Genomic DNA, 12,976 nt, shown 5'->3' with positions numbered 1-12,976 from the left:
AGGTGCGCTCAGGGCGGTGTCGGGTTGCGTTGCTGGCGTGCGGCCTGCCGCGCCATGCGGCTGCGCAGTTCGCGCAGGTTGCGGCGGCGGCGCAGCGACGGGTTGAGGTAGTCGGCGATCAGCACGATGAAGAACACCGCATACGCCGGCCACACGTACATGGCGTAGCCGCCCATGGCGAGAAAGGCGCTCATGCCTTGCTCTCCTTCTCTGCCGCTCCTGCGCGTCCTGCGCTCGCGGCACTGGCACTGCCGTATGCGTCGGCAATCTGCTTTACCCAGTCCTTGCCGCTTTCCATCGAAAGCAAGTCGGTGCGCACGCGGCCAAACAGGCTGGCGATGTAATAGAACTTGGTCGCGGCCATCATGGTGAGCAGCGGCCACAGCATGTCGCCGCTGATCTTCGAGGGCCCGAGGATGCGCACGGTGGAACCCTGGTGCAGCGTGTTCCACCAGTTCACCGAGAAATGCACGATCGGCACATTGATGATGCCGATGATGGCGAGGAAGGCAGCGGCGCGCGCGCCTTGCCGGCGATCCTCGAAGGAGTGGTACAGGCCGATCACGCCGAGGTACAGAAACAGCAGCACCAGCTCGGAAGTGAGGCGCGCATCCCACGTCCACCATGTGCCCCACATCGGCTTGCCCCACAACGAGCCGGTGACCAGGGTGATGAAGGTGAAGGCCGCGCCGATGGGCGCCGATTCCATCGCCACCACTTCGGCCAGCTTGATGCGCCACACCAGCGAGATGAACGAGGCGACGGCCATCACGCCATAGATGAAGAGGCTCATCCACGCGCTGGGCACGTGGATGAAGATGATGCGGTAGGCATCGCCTTGCTGGTAATCCGCCGGCGCCAGGACCAGTCCACCGTAGAGCGCGACGGCGCCGGTGATCAGCGCAAGGGCCAGCGCCCACGGGCGAACCACGCCGGCGAAACGGTAGAAGTTCGGCGGCGAGCTGAGCTTGTGAACCCAGAGCGGGATCCAGTTGGCCATTGTCTCAGGAACCTGTTTATGCCTGTTCCATGCCCCGCGCCGGGATCTGTTTGCGCGCAGGACAAGGAAGAACGAAGGACGTGTATGTCGATACACGCCTGAGCGACAACGCGGGGTATGGAACAGGCATAAACAGGTTCCTATGCATCCAGAGCTATGCGGAGGGCGGTGGCACAGGCCAGGGGGGCGAGCACCAGCGCCATGACCAGCGCGGCGCCCAGCCAGGCGATGGGCGCAAGCCACGGCAGCCCCTGTTGAGCCGCGGCGACGGCGCCTGCGGCAAAGATCACCACGGGTACGCAAAGCGGCAGCAGCATCAGCGCCAGCAGCATACCAGAGCGTCGCGTGCCGGCCGTCAGCGCCACCAGTACCGCGCCGAGCAGGCTCAGCAAGGGCGTGGACAGCAGCAGCGCGTAGACCAGCACCGGCATCACCGCCGTGGGCAAATGCAGCATGCCGGCCAGCAACGGCGCAATGACGATGAGCGGCAGGGCGGTGGTGATCCAGTGCGCCAGGATCTTCATGCCCAGCATCAGCGCCAGCGGCTGCGGCGACAGCATGAGTTGCTCCAGCGAACCGTCTTCGATGTCGCTGCGGAACATGGCGTCCAGCGCCAGCAGCATGGCCAGCAGCATGGTCACCAGCACCGCGCCGCCGGCGATGCGCTGGAGCAGGGCCTCTTCCGGCCCCAGTGCGAACGGAAACAGCGTGATCACGATCAACGCATACAGCACCGGCATGACGATGTCGCCGCGACGACGCCAGGCCAGGGTGAGGTCGCGGCGCAGCACGGCGGCGCAGGCGGAAGCGAGCGGCGCGTGGCTCATGCGTGCATGCGTACCCGTTTCGGTTCGCCGGCGAGAAAGCTCACCGCGCCGTGGCTGGTCACCAGGGCGGCGCCGCCTTCCGCCGCGTGCTGCGCGAGCAGGCGATTCACCAGTTCGATGCCGGTGCGGTCGAGATTGGCGTAAGGCTCGTCCAGCAGCCACAGCGTGGCGGGCAGCAGCAGCAGGCGCGCGAGCGCGGCGCGTTTTTTCTGGCCGGCGGAAAGCCGGCGCACGGGCTCGTCTTCGTAACCGGCGAGACCGATGTCGTTGAGCACGCCACCCACCGAGCGTCCATCGCGCGCACCGTAAAGACCTGCGGCAACGGCGAGGTTCTCCCGCGCACTGAGATCGGCCTTGAGGCCGAGGTGATGGCCGAGGAAGAGCGTGTCGCCGAGATGCTCCACGCGACGCCACGGCTGGCCGCGCCAGGCGAGCGAGCCTTCGTCGATATGCAGCAAACCGGCAAGGATGCGCAGCAAGGTCGTCTTGCCGCTGCCGTTGTCGCCCTCCACCAGCGCCACTTCACCTTCGTGCAGACAGAAATCCAGCGGGCCGAACACGGGTTCGTCCTGGCGGTAGAAAGTGAGCGCCCGGGCCTCCAGCAGAGGCGCGGCGACGGCGTGAGGGGCAGTCATCGGCCGATTGTCCGCAAAGCCCGGCGGGCTTGTCCATGCGGCGGGGTGCCGCCAGCGGAATGTGTCCGCTTCGCCCTTTTCATACGTCCGTGGCCGGCGCGCCGAGACCGGGCACAAGGCGCAGCCGCGCGGGCGATGCGGCCTCGCCGTGCACGTAGCCGAACTGTCCGAATTGGCGGGCCAGTTCATCGAGCGCGGCCACATCCGGGCCGACCACCCACAGGCTCGCTTCCCGCCATCGCCCATCCGGGCTGGCGCCGACGCCGGCGCGAACCTGCACGGTTTGCGGCAAGGCGCGCAACGTCGCCAGCAGCGTGCGCTGCGCCGCGCGGTTGTGGGCGAGGGAAGTCGGCCGTGAAAGCGGGTTCCAGGCCGTGATGAAACCCCAAGCGCGGTTCCCGCTCAAGGCAAGCAAGGCGGGTGGCAGGGCGTGATCGATGCGGATGGTGGCCCAGCCGCCGCGTGGCAGGCGCACCCGGTAGTCGGTGGCCCGGTACGCGGCGAGCAGCGCCTCATCCATGCCGCAGATCGGGCAATGGCGGCAGCGTGGCGCGAAGCGCGTCGACGGCGGCGCCCAGGTCCACCGCCGTGGCGTCGGCGGAGCCGCGCAGCAATTGATCCAGCAGCACGTCCTGCGCGCGGCCGCGCTCGTAAGCGTAGGCGTAGGGCAGGTGGGTGAAGGTGACCATGCGGTAGCGCGCCATGAAGTGTTCCGGCGCGCGTTCGGCCAGCAGGGCGCCCAGCGCACGCTTGGCAAGGTAGTGCGGGTCGGCGACCGAGTCGCGCATCTCCACGTAGTTTTCCAGCGCCATCGCGGCGATGGCGTCGCTGTTCGGTTGGCGGATGCGCTGGAATTCGGCGAACACGTCGCCGGTGTCGCCTGGCGCCTCGGCAAGCAGCGCGGCCAGCACCACGGTGTCCTCGAAGCCGCAGTTCATGCCCTGGCCGTGGAAGGGCACGATGGCGTGCGCGGCGTCGCCGACGAGCAGCGCGCGTCCATCCAGATGCCAGCGGTCCAGATACAGCGTGGACAGCGTGCCCACGGGATGGCTGTCGTAGTCGTTGGCGAAATCGGGGATCAGCGGCAGCAGGTCGGGGAAGTCTTCCGCGAAGAACGCACGCGCGCTGTCCGCGCCGCCCAGCGTGTCGAAGCTCGGGTGCGGCCCATGCGCCGGCAGGAACAGCGTGACGGTGAAGCTGCCCTCGGTATTGGGCAGGGCGATGCACATGTAGCCGCCGCGCGGCCAGATGTGCAGCGCATGCGGTTCCAGCGCGAACTGGTCGTGCCCACCGCTGCGCCCGACCAGGTCGGCGGGCAGCCCGCCAGCCGGCGGGATTTCCAGCTCCTTGTAGCCGTGGCCCAGCGATTCCACGCGCTCGCCCAGGGGGGCATGGGCATTCATGGCCGCGCGCAGGGCGGAGCCCGCGCCATCGGCACCGATGACGACGGGCGCATCGAGCTCGCGCGACACGCCTTGCTCGTCGACGAGGCGGATGCGGCCACGGTCGAAATCCGCGCTGGCCAGCGACTGGCCGAAATGAAAATGCACGCCGGCTGTTTCGGCGGCGTCCAGCAGCAGCATGTTCAGCGCGCCACGCGAGACCGACCAGATCACCTCGCTGTCGTCCACGCCGTAGCGCTGCAGGCCGGAGCGGCCGTCGCGCGTGTGCACCATGCGGCCGCGCATCATCACCGCGCGCTGGAGCACATCCTCGGCGAGACCCGCCTCGCGCAGTGCCTGCAGGCCGCGCTCGGCCAGGGCAAGATTGATGGAGCGGCCACCGGTGAAGCCGGCGATGCGCGGATCGGCGCGCTTCTCGAAAACGTCGACGGCGAAACCCCGCTTCGCCAGTTGCTGCGCCAGCAAGGCGCCGACCAGGCCGCCGCCGATAAGGGTGATGTGCTTCGCCATGAAATCCCGCTGCGTAGGTGGCAACCGCGTAAAACGCTAAGAGTAGCGGGTCCGGGGCGGGCGGGGCGATGCGCAGTGCGGCATGGCGCGATGTGCCGCGCATGTCATGGCCGTCATCCCAGCGAAAGCTGGGATCCAGTGCCTTTTTTCCACGCATTCAAAGTCGCTGGATCCCAGCTTTCGCTGGGATGACGAGCTGAGCGCGAAGGGTGTTGCGTACCGCGACCGCCCCCTCGTCAGAAACTCATGAAGTACCCGCCATTGACCGGCAGGTTGGCTCCCGTGATGTAACCGGCGTCGTCGGCGGTGAGGAAGGCGACGGCGCGGGCGATGTCGCCCGGCGAGCCGAGGCGGCCGACGGGAATGTCGGCGATGATCTGCTCGCGGATGTCCTGCGGCACGGCGGCCACCAGCGCGGTATCGCAATAGCCGGGCGACACCGTATTCACCGTGATGCCCTTGCGCGCCGTCTCGCGCGCCAGCGCCATGCCGAAGCCGTGCACGCCGGCCTTGGCGGCGGAGTAGTTGGTCTGGCCGAACTGGCCGGTCTGGCCGTTGACCGAGCTGAGGTTCACGATGCGGCCGAAGCCGCGCGTGCTCATGCCTTCCACCACGTTGCGGCACATGTTGAACACGCCGTCCAGGTTCACGCGCATCAGCTCGTGCCATTGCTGCGGCGTCATCTTGCGCAGGCTGGTGTCGCGCGTGATGCCGGCGGCGTTCACCAGGATGTCCACGCTGCCGTGCTGCTGCTCGACGCGGCCGATGAGTTCGGCGCAGCTGTCGAACTGGCTGACGTCGGCGGCTTCGAACTTCACCGCACCATCGAGATCGGCCGTGTCACGCCGGAAGGCGTCGAGCCGTTCCTCGCGATTCCCCAGGTCGACGGCGATGACCTGCCGGCCGGCCTGAGCCAGCTGGCGACAGATTTCGGTGCCCAGGCCGCCGATGCCGCCGGTGACGAGGGCGACGCGCGGTGCGCGAGTGTGATGCGTCATGTGAAGGACTCGTACACATGCCGCAGGGCAGCACGTGTTGTGCTGCAGCGGCGGATGAGACGGAAAGGCGGCCCGCGATGCGGGCCACCGCGGCGGGCTGGCTCAGCCCGGCTTCTTGGTGGTGGTGCCGCGCGGCGGCGTGGTCGCCTGCGTGGCCGTGTCCAGCAGCCCGCGCTGCATGTTGCGCCAGGCTTCCATGTTGCGCTCGGTCAGGTCGTTGAGCATGGACCAGGGCGTCTGGCCGAGCAGGCTGTTGAGTTGCGTGCGGAACTGCTGCTGCTGGTCGAGGAAGACCTGCAGGCTGCGTTCCAGGTACGGGCCCATGAAACCCTGCAGCGAGTCGCCGTAGAAGCGGATGATCTGGCTGAGCAGCTGGGGCGACAGCATCGGCTGCCCCTTCTCCTCGTGCTCGGAGATGATCTGCAACAGGACCGAGCGGGTGAGGTCTTCACCGCTCTTGGCGTCGCGGACTTCGAAGGTTTCGCCGTCCAACACCAGCTGACGGACCTCTTCCAGCGTGATGTAGCTGGAGATTTCCGTGTCGTAGAGCCGACGGTTCGGATACTTCTTGATGATGCGGATCGTTTGTGCCATGCACACAAACTAGCAGAAGGTATTGCGCCGCACCAGTCGCCCAACTGGTATTCATTGCTGCACTGGTCAGTTGCAGCAATTCCTGTTAGATCAACCACATGCCTGTTGTTGCCGGTTTGTGCCGGATTGGGTGCAATCCGGCACGCAGGGTCAGTGCGCCGGGCCGCCCGCCGAGCCGAACGGCGGCTTGGCCAGCCAGATCACGGGGATCAGCACGATGAACAGCACGGCGCAGAGCAGGAAGATGTCGTTCACCGCCAGGGTCAGGGCTTCCTTGTTCACCAGCTGATCCACCACGCCCAGCGCCTGGGTCTGGCCCAGGCCGCCATGCGTCAGCTGCCCCACGATCTGCGTGGCCGGCTGGCTGGCGCCCGTGACGTTCTCGGTCAGGGTGGCGTGGTGCAGGATGCCGCGATGCTGCCACAGCGTCACCGTCACCGCCGTGGACACGCTGGAGCCCAGGGTGCGGAAGAAGTTGGCCAGGCCGCTGGCGCTGGCGATCTCGTTCGCCGGCAGCCCCGAGAGGTAGATCTGGTTGAGCGGGATGAAGAAGCAGGGGATGGCCACGCCCATCACGAAGCGCGGCAGCACCAGGGTGGAGAACGACGCGCCGCTGTCGAAGGTGGAGAACCAGTACGAGGTGCCCGCGAACACCACGAAGGCGAACGTCACCACCGCGCGCAATTCCAGCTTCTGCATGTTGCGGCCGATCACGGGCGACAGCAGGAAGGCGAGGATGCCCACCGGCGCGGTGGCCAGGCCGGCCCACGTGGCCGTGTAGCCCAGCGTGGTCTGCAGCCACAGCGGAAACACCACGTTGATGCCGAAGAAGGCGAACATGCCCAGCGACAGGGCGATCACGCCCGCGGTGAAGTTGCGCTGCTTGAACAGGGTGAGATCGACCACCGGATGCTTGGCGTGCAGCTCCCATACCACCAGGAAGGTCAGGCACACCAGGGCGATGATGCCCAGCGTGGTGATCAGGCCGGAGGCGAACCAGTCATGGTCGTTGCCGTTGTCCAGCATGAACTGCAGGCAGCCCACGCCGGCCACCAGCAGCACCAGGCCGATCACGTCGATCGGTGACTGGAACGTCTTGGTCTCGCGCTTGCGCAGCAAGGTCCAGGTGATCACGCCCGCGAGCACGCCCACCGGCAGGTTGATGTAGAAGATCCACGGCCACGAGAAGTTGTCGGTAAGCCAGCCGCCCAGGATGGGGCCGAAGATCGGCGCCACCACCACGGTCATGGCCCACAGGGCCAGCGCGATGCCCTGCTTGGCCTTGGGGTAGCTCGCCAGCAGCAGGGTGAGCGACAGCGCCACCATCGGGCCGGAGCCGGCGCCCTGCATCAGGCGGGCGAACACCAGCATCGGCATCGACGTGGCTAGGCCGCACATCATGGAGAACACCACGAATAGGCCCACGGAGACCACGAAGGTCTTCACTTCGCCGAAGCGTCGTGCGATCCAGCCGGTCAGCGGCTGCATGATGGCGCTGGCCAGCGAATACGAACTGATCGTCCAGGTGCCTTCGTTGGCGCTCACGCCCAGGCTGCCGGCGATGTGCGGCACGGCCACGTTGACGATGGTCATGTCCAGCACCTCCATGAAGGTGCTGAACGCCACCGCGATGGTCAGCAGGACCAGCGCGGTGCCATGCAAAGGCGGCAAGCCTTCGGCGGTTTTTTCTTCGGCGGAATTGTCAGCCATGGCGGCGTGCCCGTCGTCTCGTCAGTTCGCGTCGCGGGGGCTGAGGTTGGCCTTGATGATCTTCTCGGCCTCTTCGTCGGCCTTGCTGGCCATCTGGTCGTAGACCGTGGTCTGCGCGATTGGCTGGCCGTTGCCCTGGGCGGCGTTCATCGCGCCCTTGTCGTTGGTGATGTCCACCGTGACCTCGGTGGACAGGCCCACGCGCAGCGGATGGTCGTCCAGGTCCTTGTTGTCGAGCGCGATGCGCACCGGCACGCGCTGCACCACCTTGATCCAGTTGCCGGTGGCGTTCTGCGCCGGCAGCAGCGAGAACACGCTGCCGGTGCCGGCGCCCAGGCCGACCACCTTGCCGTGGAACTCGACGCTGCCACCGTAGACGTCGGCCTCGACCTTGGCGGGCTGGCCCACGCGGATATGACGCAGCTGGTTTTCCTTGAAGTTGGCGTCCACCCACAGGTCGTGCAGCGGCACCACGCTCATCAGCTGCTGGCCGGGCTGCACGCTGTTGCCCACCTGCACGCTGCGCTGCGCCACGTAACCGGTGACCGGCGCATAGATGTTGTTGCGCTGGGCGGCGATCCAGGCCGAGCGGAAATTCGCGCGCGCCTGTTCCACCGCCGGATTGTTGGCGATCTGCGTGCCCTCGATGGCGGCGCGCGAGGCGGCGGCCTGAGCGACGGCGGCATCCAGCGAGGCGCGTGCCTGATCCACCGCATCGCGCAGATGCTGCACGTTCTGCGGCGCTTCCGCCTGGGCGGCGATCAGCGGCGCGCTGCGCGCGAGGTCGGCCTCGGCCTTCTTCAGGTCCACGCGTGCGCGGGCCACCTGGGCGTCGGCGCTGTTGGCCGATTCGGTCTGCTGTCGCACTTGGCGAACCGCCTGGGCGAGCGCGCTGCTGGTCTGCTGCAGGCGCACGTCCGCGTCGGTGCTGTCTAGCTTCACCAGCACTTGGCCGGCTTCCACGCGCTGCGTGTCGTCGGCGAGGATGGCCACCACGATGCCTGGCACCTGCGCGGAAATCGCCACCTGGTTGCCGTTGACGTAGGCGTTGTCGGTCTTCTCGCGGGTGGAGAACACGAACACCCACAGCAGCAGCCACGTCGCGGCGGCGAGGATGAAAACCAGGGCAACGATCAGCAGCGCGCGGCGGCGCTTGGCCGGATCCTTCGCGGCCATGCCGCTGTCGTTGCCGTTCTTGTTGGCGTCGGAATCAGTGGCGCTCATTCGGGGCGTCTCCGGAAAGGTTCAAAGGGGAAGAGGGGCGTTCGCTGGATGCCTGCTCCGGCAGGCTGGCGCGGTAACCGCCGCCCAGTGCCTTGATCAGCGAGATATCGGTGGAAAGCGCCTGGGCCTGCAGGCTCACGTCGCTGTCCTGCTGTTGCAGCAGCTGCGCCTGCGCGCTCAGCGTTTCGCGGCGATCGCTCACACCGCGCTGCACGCGCGACTGCGCGGTGGCGAGCAGCTGCTGGTTGGCGGCGATCTCGCGCGCCTGTTGCTGCCGGCGTCCTTCGATCTGGTCGGCGGTGAGGCTTTGCGTGGCGACGTCGCGGGCGGCGCTCAGCACGGTGCTGTTGTACTGCGCCACGGCCGCTTCCAATTGCGCCTTGCTGATGTCGTAGTTCGCTTCCAGCAGGCCGCCGGTGAAGATCGGCAGGTGCAGTGCGGGCGTCAGACCGAACACGCGGCTGCCCGAGTTGAACATCTTGTCCAGATCAATGCTCGACAGGCCCGCCATCGCGCTGATGCTGATGTCCGGGAAGAACTGCGCGCGCGCCACATCGGTTTGCCGCAATGCGGCTTCAACTTGCCACAGGCTGGCCGCGATGTCGGGGCGGCGGGCGATCAGGTCGACGCCGACATTGTCGGGCAGGCCGGTGGTGACGCTGGGCAACGCGCGTGGCTGCAGCGCCGGCAGTTGCGCGGGCGACACGCCGCACAGGCTGGCGAGCGCCGCCTGTCGAATGCGCGCGGAGCTTTCGATGGTCACCAGCATCTGCCGTGCGGAGGCCGTCTGGGCCTTGGCCGACTGCAGCGTATCCGGGCGATCGACGCCTTGCTTCACGCGCAGCGCGGCGATCTGCTCCAGCTGTTCGGCCGTCTGTACCGCTTGCTTGGCGATGGTGATGCGCGACTGGTCGGCGAGCCAGCCGAAATAGGTGTCGGCCACGGTGGTCTGGATGGCCAGGGCTGCGGCGCTGTGCTGTGCTTCGGCCGCATGCGCCTGGTCCACGGCGCCTTCGATGGCGTTGCGCTTCTTGCCCCAGAAGTCGAAGTCGTATTGCGCCTGCACGCCGATGTCGCCCTGGTTGTACCAGGTGAAACCGAGGAATTTCGGCGGGATCAGGCCGGTTTCGCTGAGGCGCTGGCGCTCGACCTGCGCGCTGCCGCTGACGCTCAGGCCGGATTGCGCGGTGGCGGCGCGAATGGATTGCTCCGCCGATTCCACGCGCGAACGGGCTTGGGCGATGTCCGGCGAATCCTTCATCGCCAGCTCGATCAGGTGGTCGAGTTGCGGATCGTTGTACTGCTTCCACCAGGCCGTGTCCGGCCAGCCGGCGCGGTGGCCGGTATCCAGGCCCGCCAGCGGGACATCGTCGCGAACAGGCGGGCGGTTGAGCTTGGCGGGAATGGAGCAGCCCGCGACCGCGAGCGCGACGGCGCACGCAAGCAGTGCGCGACGGCCGAGTCCGTGGCGGGAGGATCGATATGGGGTCATGGACGGGAGTCCGGCTGGGTGAGCGAATCGATGTTGACAGCGATCTGGCGGAGCAGTCGGTCGAGCGTGCGTTTGTCGCTCGCCGTCAGCGAAGCGAAAGCCCCGTGCACGTGCGGGAACAAGGGCGGAAGAATCTTTCGCACCAGACGCTTGCCGGCGGTGGTGATGCTGAGCACGATGCGGCGGCGATCCTCCGCGCTGGTGGCGCGCGTGATCAGCCCCGCCTTCACCAGGGCGTTGGCGATGCGCGTCATGTTGGTGGCGCCCTGTTGCGCGTACTCGCACAGCTCGCTGGGCGTGGCGCTGCCCGTGGGGCTGCTGTAGATCATCATCAGGGTGCGGAAGTCGCTGTCGTTCAGGCCATGCGGCCTCAGATTGCGTTCAAGCTCGCCCAGCAGGGTTCCACCGACCAGCAGCAACAGGCGCGTCAGGATCACTTCCTGGGCCGGCAGGTCCGGGAAGATCTCTCCCACACGGCCAATTCCCTCGTCCATGTGGGCAAGGCATTCGGGCATCCGCTTCATTTCACCAAAGAATAGTTCGCCAGTGAAGTATTAAGTCTAGCGCCGGGTTCCCGGGGCCCGCAAGCCTCAGGCGAGCCGGAAGAGGGCGCGGGCGTTCCGGGTGGTGGCCTGCGCGATGGCTTCGGGGCTTTCACCGCGCAGCTGCGAAATCACGTCGAGCACTTCGATGATGTTGGCCGGCTCGTTGCGTTCGCCGCGGTGGCAGGCGCCGGGCTGGTCCGGTGCGTCGGTTTCCAGCAGCAATCGTTCGACAGGCATGGTCGCGACGATGTGACGAAGGCGTTGTGCCCGCTCATACGTGACGGGCCCGCCTATACCCAGATGAAAGCCCATGTTCCACAGCTGCTCCGCCTGCTGCAGGCTGCCGGAGAAGCTGTGCACCACGCCGCGCAGGCCGCCGATGCGACGCATGGTGGAGGTGACTTCGTCCATGGCCTTTCGCGCATGCACGATGACGGGAAGGTCTATGTCGCGGGCGATGCGCAGCTGTTGCTGGAAGTACTCGCGCTGGCGCTCGACATCCAGGCCTTCCAAGAAATAGTCGAGACCGATCTCTCCCACGGCAACGGCGCGATGCGTCTGCAGCCACGATCTGAGCTGGTCCAGGTGCTCGGGGCGATGCCGGTCGATGTAGATCGGATGCATGCCATAGGCGGCATGCGCCTCGCCATGCCCGGCGCAAAGGTCCGCGATGCCTTGCCATGAGGCCTGGTCGATGGCGGGCACCACGATATGCCGTACGCCGGCGTCGCGCGCGCGTTGAAACATGGCCTCCCGGTCGGACGCGAAGCTCGCATCATCGATGTGCGCATGGCTGTCGGTGAGTTCAAGCACAGTTTTCAGCGTCCTGAATTTGAAAAAATGGGCGGCTTCGATCTAAGCGAATATTCAGTGAATCAGAGGTTCAATGTTCACGCTGGGATCGAAATGGCGGGAGCGGGGGCGCTCCGCCGGTCCAGAACAGGAGATTATTATGAACAGGTTGGTCGTTTCGGCGCTGCATGTCGGTTTCGCCGGTGTATTGGCGTTCGGTCTTTCCGCGTGCAACAAGGACGCCAATGCCGACGGTGGCGTGGGCGGCATGGCGCAACAGGGGGCTTCCAACGGAGCCAAGTACGCACGCGTGGTGAGCGTCACCCCGGTGCGCGAGGCGGCGAGTGCGCCGCAGCAGGTGTGCCACGATGAGGTGGTCACCACGCACAAGCCGGTGCAGGACACGCACCAGATCGCGGGCACGGCCATTGGTGCCGTGGCGGGTGGCCTGCTGGGCAACCAGGTTGGCGGCGGCAAGGGCCGCACGCTGGCGACGGTCGCGGGCGCGGTGGGCGGCGGCTATGCCGGCCATGAAATCCAGAAGAACCATCAGGCGAATGCGACGCAGCAGACCACCCAGCGTCACTGCGAAACGGTGCCCGGAAACGGCGGCGACAAGGTGGTGGCGTACGACGTGAGTTACGAGTACAACGGTGTCACCCGCACTGTGCGCATGGACCACGATCCGGGTGACAGGCTGCAGGTGCAGGAGGGTGTGGTAGCCGTTTCCGACGCTCACTGAGGATTCACGCCATGGATACACTGCTTCGACGTTTGGCTGTCTTTGGACTGGTTTCTGCTGTAGCGCTTCTTTCGGGATGTGAGACGCCGCCCCAGCGGCAAGTGGTTTACAGTGGTGCTTCCAATCGTTGCGAGCAGTGTGGCGTGGTCAGTGACGTGCGCCAGATCCAGACCCAGAAGGAGAATTCACCGCTGGGCATGGTCATCGGCGGCATTGCCGGCGGCGTGATCGGTAACCAGTTCGGCGGCGGCAGCGGCAAGGCCCTGACGACCGTTGCGGGCGCGGTGGCTGGTGGCGCGATCGGCAACCAGGTCGGCAAGAACTCCGGCGGCCCGGACGTGGCATGGCAGGTCACCATCAAGCTCGATGATGGCCGCTACGCCACGGTGACGCAGGCGGCCGATCCGCAGGTTCGCCCGGGCGACTACGTGCAGATCCGCAACAACCTCGTCTATCGTCTCTGACGAATAGACGTCTGGACGTCCAAATGAAAAGGCCCTCTTG

General features: G+C 66.7%; 15 protein-coding genes. 2 read left to right on the top strand and 13 right to left on the bottom strand.

Annotation, left to right across the window (positions count from 1 at the left end; translation table 11 throughout):
- Nucleotides 1-8: 8 nt before the first annotated feature.
- The 13 genes from ccmD to BDW41_RS05695 form a co-directional block, all read right to left on the bottom strand.
- Nucleotides 9-194: a heme exporter protein CcmD gene (gene ccmD, locus BDW41_RS05755; RefSeq protein ID WP_074550825.1), complete on the bottom strand. Its 186-nt coding sequence runs from the start codon at nt 192-194 to the stop codon at nt 9-11.
- Nucleotides 191-1,000 (bottom strand): heme ABC transporter permease, encoded by an 810-nt coding sequence (locus BDW41_RS05750; protein WP_074550827.1) that lies wholly within the window; start codon nt 998-1,000, stop codon nt 191-193. The genes ccmD and BDW41_RS05750 overlap by 4 nt, the downstream gene beginning before the upstream one ends.
- A 140-nt stretch (nt 1,001-1,140) precedes the next feature.
- Nucleotides 1,141-1,827, bottom strand: a complete 687-nt coding sequence (ccmB, locus tag BDW41_RS05745) for a heme exporter protein CcmB (RefSeq protein WP_074550829.1) — start codon at nt 1,825-1,827, stop codon at nt 1,141-1,143.
- Nucleotides 1,824-2,462, bottom strand: coding sequence for a cytochrome c biogenesis heme-transporting ATPase CcmA (ccmA, locus tag BDW41_RS05740; protein WP_074550830.1), 639 nt, complete (start codon nt 2,460-2,462; stop codon nt 1,824-1,826). Before ccmA ends, ccmB begins: the two co-directional genes overlap by 4 nt.
- A 79-nt stretch (nt 2,463-2,541) precedes the next feature.
- Nucleotides 2,542-2,982 (bottom strand): DUF3293 domain-containing protein, encoded by a 441-nt coding sequence (locus BDW41_RS05735; RefSeq protein WP_074550832.1) that lies wholly within the window; start codon nt 2,980-2,982, stop codon nt 2,542-2,544.
- Nucleotides 2,975-4,375 (bottom strand): NAD(P)/FAD-dependent oxidoreductase, encoded by a 1,401-nt coding sequence (locus BDW41_RS05730; protein WP_074550834.1) that lies wholly within the window; start codon nt 4,373-4,375, stop codon nt 2,975-2,977. Before BDW41_RS05730 ends, BDW41_RS05735 begins: the two co-directional genes overlap by 8 nt.
- A 236-nt stretch (nt 4,376-4,611) precedes the next feature.
- Nucleotides 4,612-5,373, bottom strand: coding sequence for an acetoacetyl-CoA reductase (gene phbB / locus BDW41_RS05725; protein WP_074550836.1), 762 nt, complete (start codon nt 5,371-5,373; stop codon nt 4,612-4,614).
- A 102-nt stretch (nt 5,374-5,475) separates the two neighbouring features.
- Complete coding sequence (gene phaR / locus BDW41_RS05720) at nt 5,476-5,967, bottom strand: polyhydroxyalkanoate synthesis repressor PhaR (RefSeq protein WP_074550838.1); 492 nt, start codon at nt 5,965-5,967, stop codon at nt 5,476-5,478.
- A gap of 150 nt (nt 5,968-6,117) precedes the next feature.
- Nucleotides 6,118-7,677, bottom strand: coding sequence for a DHA2 family efflux MFS transporter permease subunit (locus tag BDW41_RS05715; RefSeq protein ID WP_074550840.1), 1,560 nt, complete (start codon nt 7,675-7,677; stop codon nt 6,118-6,120).
- 21 nt (nt 7,678-7,698) lie between these two features.
- Nucleotides 7,699-8,901: an efflux RND transporter periplasmic adaptor subunit gene (locus tag BDW41_RS05710; RefSeq protein ID WP_074550842.1), complete on the bottom strand. Its 1,203-nt coding sequence runs from the start codon at nt 8,899-8,901 to the stop codon at nt 7,699-7,701.
- A complete protein-coding gene (locus tag BDW41_RS05705) occupies nt 8,888-10,393 on the bottom strand; it encodes an efflux transporter outer membrane subunit (RefSeq protein WP_074550844.1) in 1,506 nt (501 codons plus the stop codon). The genes BDW41_RS05710 and BDW41_RS05705 overlap by 14 nt, the downstream gene beginning before the upstream one ends.
- Complete coding sequence (locus BDW41_RS05700) at nt 10,390-10,866, bottom strand: MarR family transcriptional regulator (RefSeq protein WP_343125751.1); 477 nt, start codon at nt 10,864-10,866, stop codon at nt 10,390-10,392. Before BDW41_RS05700 ends, BDW41_RS05705 begins: the two co-directional genes overlap by 4 nt.
- Before the next feature lie 117 nt (nt 10,867-10,983).
- A complete protein-coding gene (locus BDW41_RS05695) occupies nt 10,984-11,751 on the bottom strand; it encodes a TatD family hydrolase (RefSeq protein ID WP_074550848.1) in 768 nt (255 codons plus the stop codon).
- 139 nt (nt 11,752-11,890) lie between these two features.
- Here BDW41_RS05695 and BDW41_RS05690 point away from each other — a divergent pair, with 139 nt between their 5' ends.
- Both BDW41_RS05690 and BDW41_RS05685 read left to right on the top strand, forming a co-directional pair.
- Entirely contained in the window at nt 11,891-12,472 is a 582-nt protein-coding gene (locus tag BDW41_RS05690) for a glycine zipper 2TM domain-containing protein (protein WP_074550850.1), read from the top strand.
- Nucleotides 12,473-12,615: 143 nt separating this feature from the next.
- The gene (locus BDW41_RS05685) at nt 12,616-12,936 is read left to right on the top strand and encodes a glycine zipper 2TM domain-containing protein (protein ID WP_233496778.1); all 321 of its coding nucleotides are present in this window, start codon (nt 12,616-12,618) and stop codon (nt 12,934-12,936) included.
- The last annotated feature ends 40 nt before the right edge of the window (nt 12,937-12,976 follow it).

It is taken from the genome of Dyella sp. AtDHG13, assembly GCF_003201105.1.
GTDB lineage: Bacteria > Pseudomonadota > Gammaproteobacteria > Xanthomonadales > Rhodanobacteraceae > Dyella > Dyella jiangningensis_B.
This window is presented reverse-complemented; position numbering and strand designations above follow the sequence as displayed.

Bases quoted from the DNA above. Each gene is read 5' to 3' on its own strand.
- ccmD (WP_074550825.1), bottom strand. From the start codon at position 194: ATGAGCGCCTTTCTCGCCATGGGCGGCTACGCCATGTACGTGTGGCCG.
- BDW41_RS05750 (WP_074550827.1), bottom strand. From the start codon at position 1,000: ATGGCCAACTGGATCCCGCTCTGGGTTCACAAGCTCAGCTCGCCGCCG.
- ccmB (WP_074550829.1), bottom strand. From the start codon at position 1,827: ATGAGCCACGCGCCGCTCGCTTCCGCCTGCGCCGCCGTGCTGCGCCGC.
- ccmA (WP_074550830.1), bottom strand. From the start codon at position 2,462: ATGACTGCCCCTCACGCCGTCGCCGCGCCTCTGCTGGAGGCCCGGGCG.
- BDW41_RS05735 (WP_074550832.1), bottom strand. From the start codon at position 2,982: ATGGATGAGGCGCTGCTCGCCGCGTACCGGGCCACCGACTACCGGGTG.
- BDW41_RS05730 (WP_074550834.1), bottom strand. From the start codon at position 4,375: ATGGCGAAGCACATCACCCTTATCGGCGGCGGCCTGGTCGGCGCCTTG.
- phbB (WP_074550836.1), bottom strand. From the start codon at position 5,373: ATGACGCATCACACTCGCGCACCGCGCGTCGCCCTCGTCACCGGCGGC.
- phaR (WP_074550838.1), bottom strand. From the start codon at position 5,967: ATGGCACAAACGATCCGCATCATCAAGAAGTATCCGAACCGTCGGCTC.
- BDW41_RS05715 (WP_074550840.1), bottom strand. From the start codon at position 7,677: ATGGCTGACAATTCCGCCGAAGAAAAAACCGCCGAAGGCTTGCCGCCT.
- BDW41_RS05710 (WP_074550842.1), bottom strand. From the start codon at position 8,901: ATGAGCGCCACTGATTCCGACGCCAACAAGAACGGCAACGACAGCGGC.
- BDW41_RS05705 (WP_074550844.1), bottom strand. From the start codon at position 10,393: ATGACCCCATATCGATCCTCCCGCCACGGACTCGGCCGTCGCGCACTG.
- BDW41_RS05690 (WP_074550850.1), top strand. From the start codon at position 11,891: ATGAACAGGTTGGTCGTTTCGGCGCTGCATGTCGGTTTCGCCGGTGTA.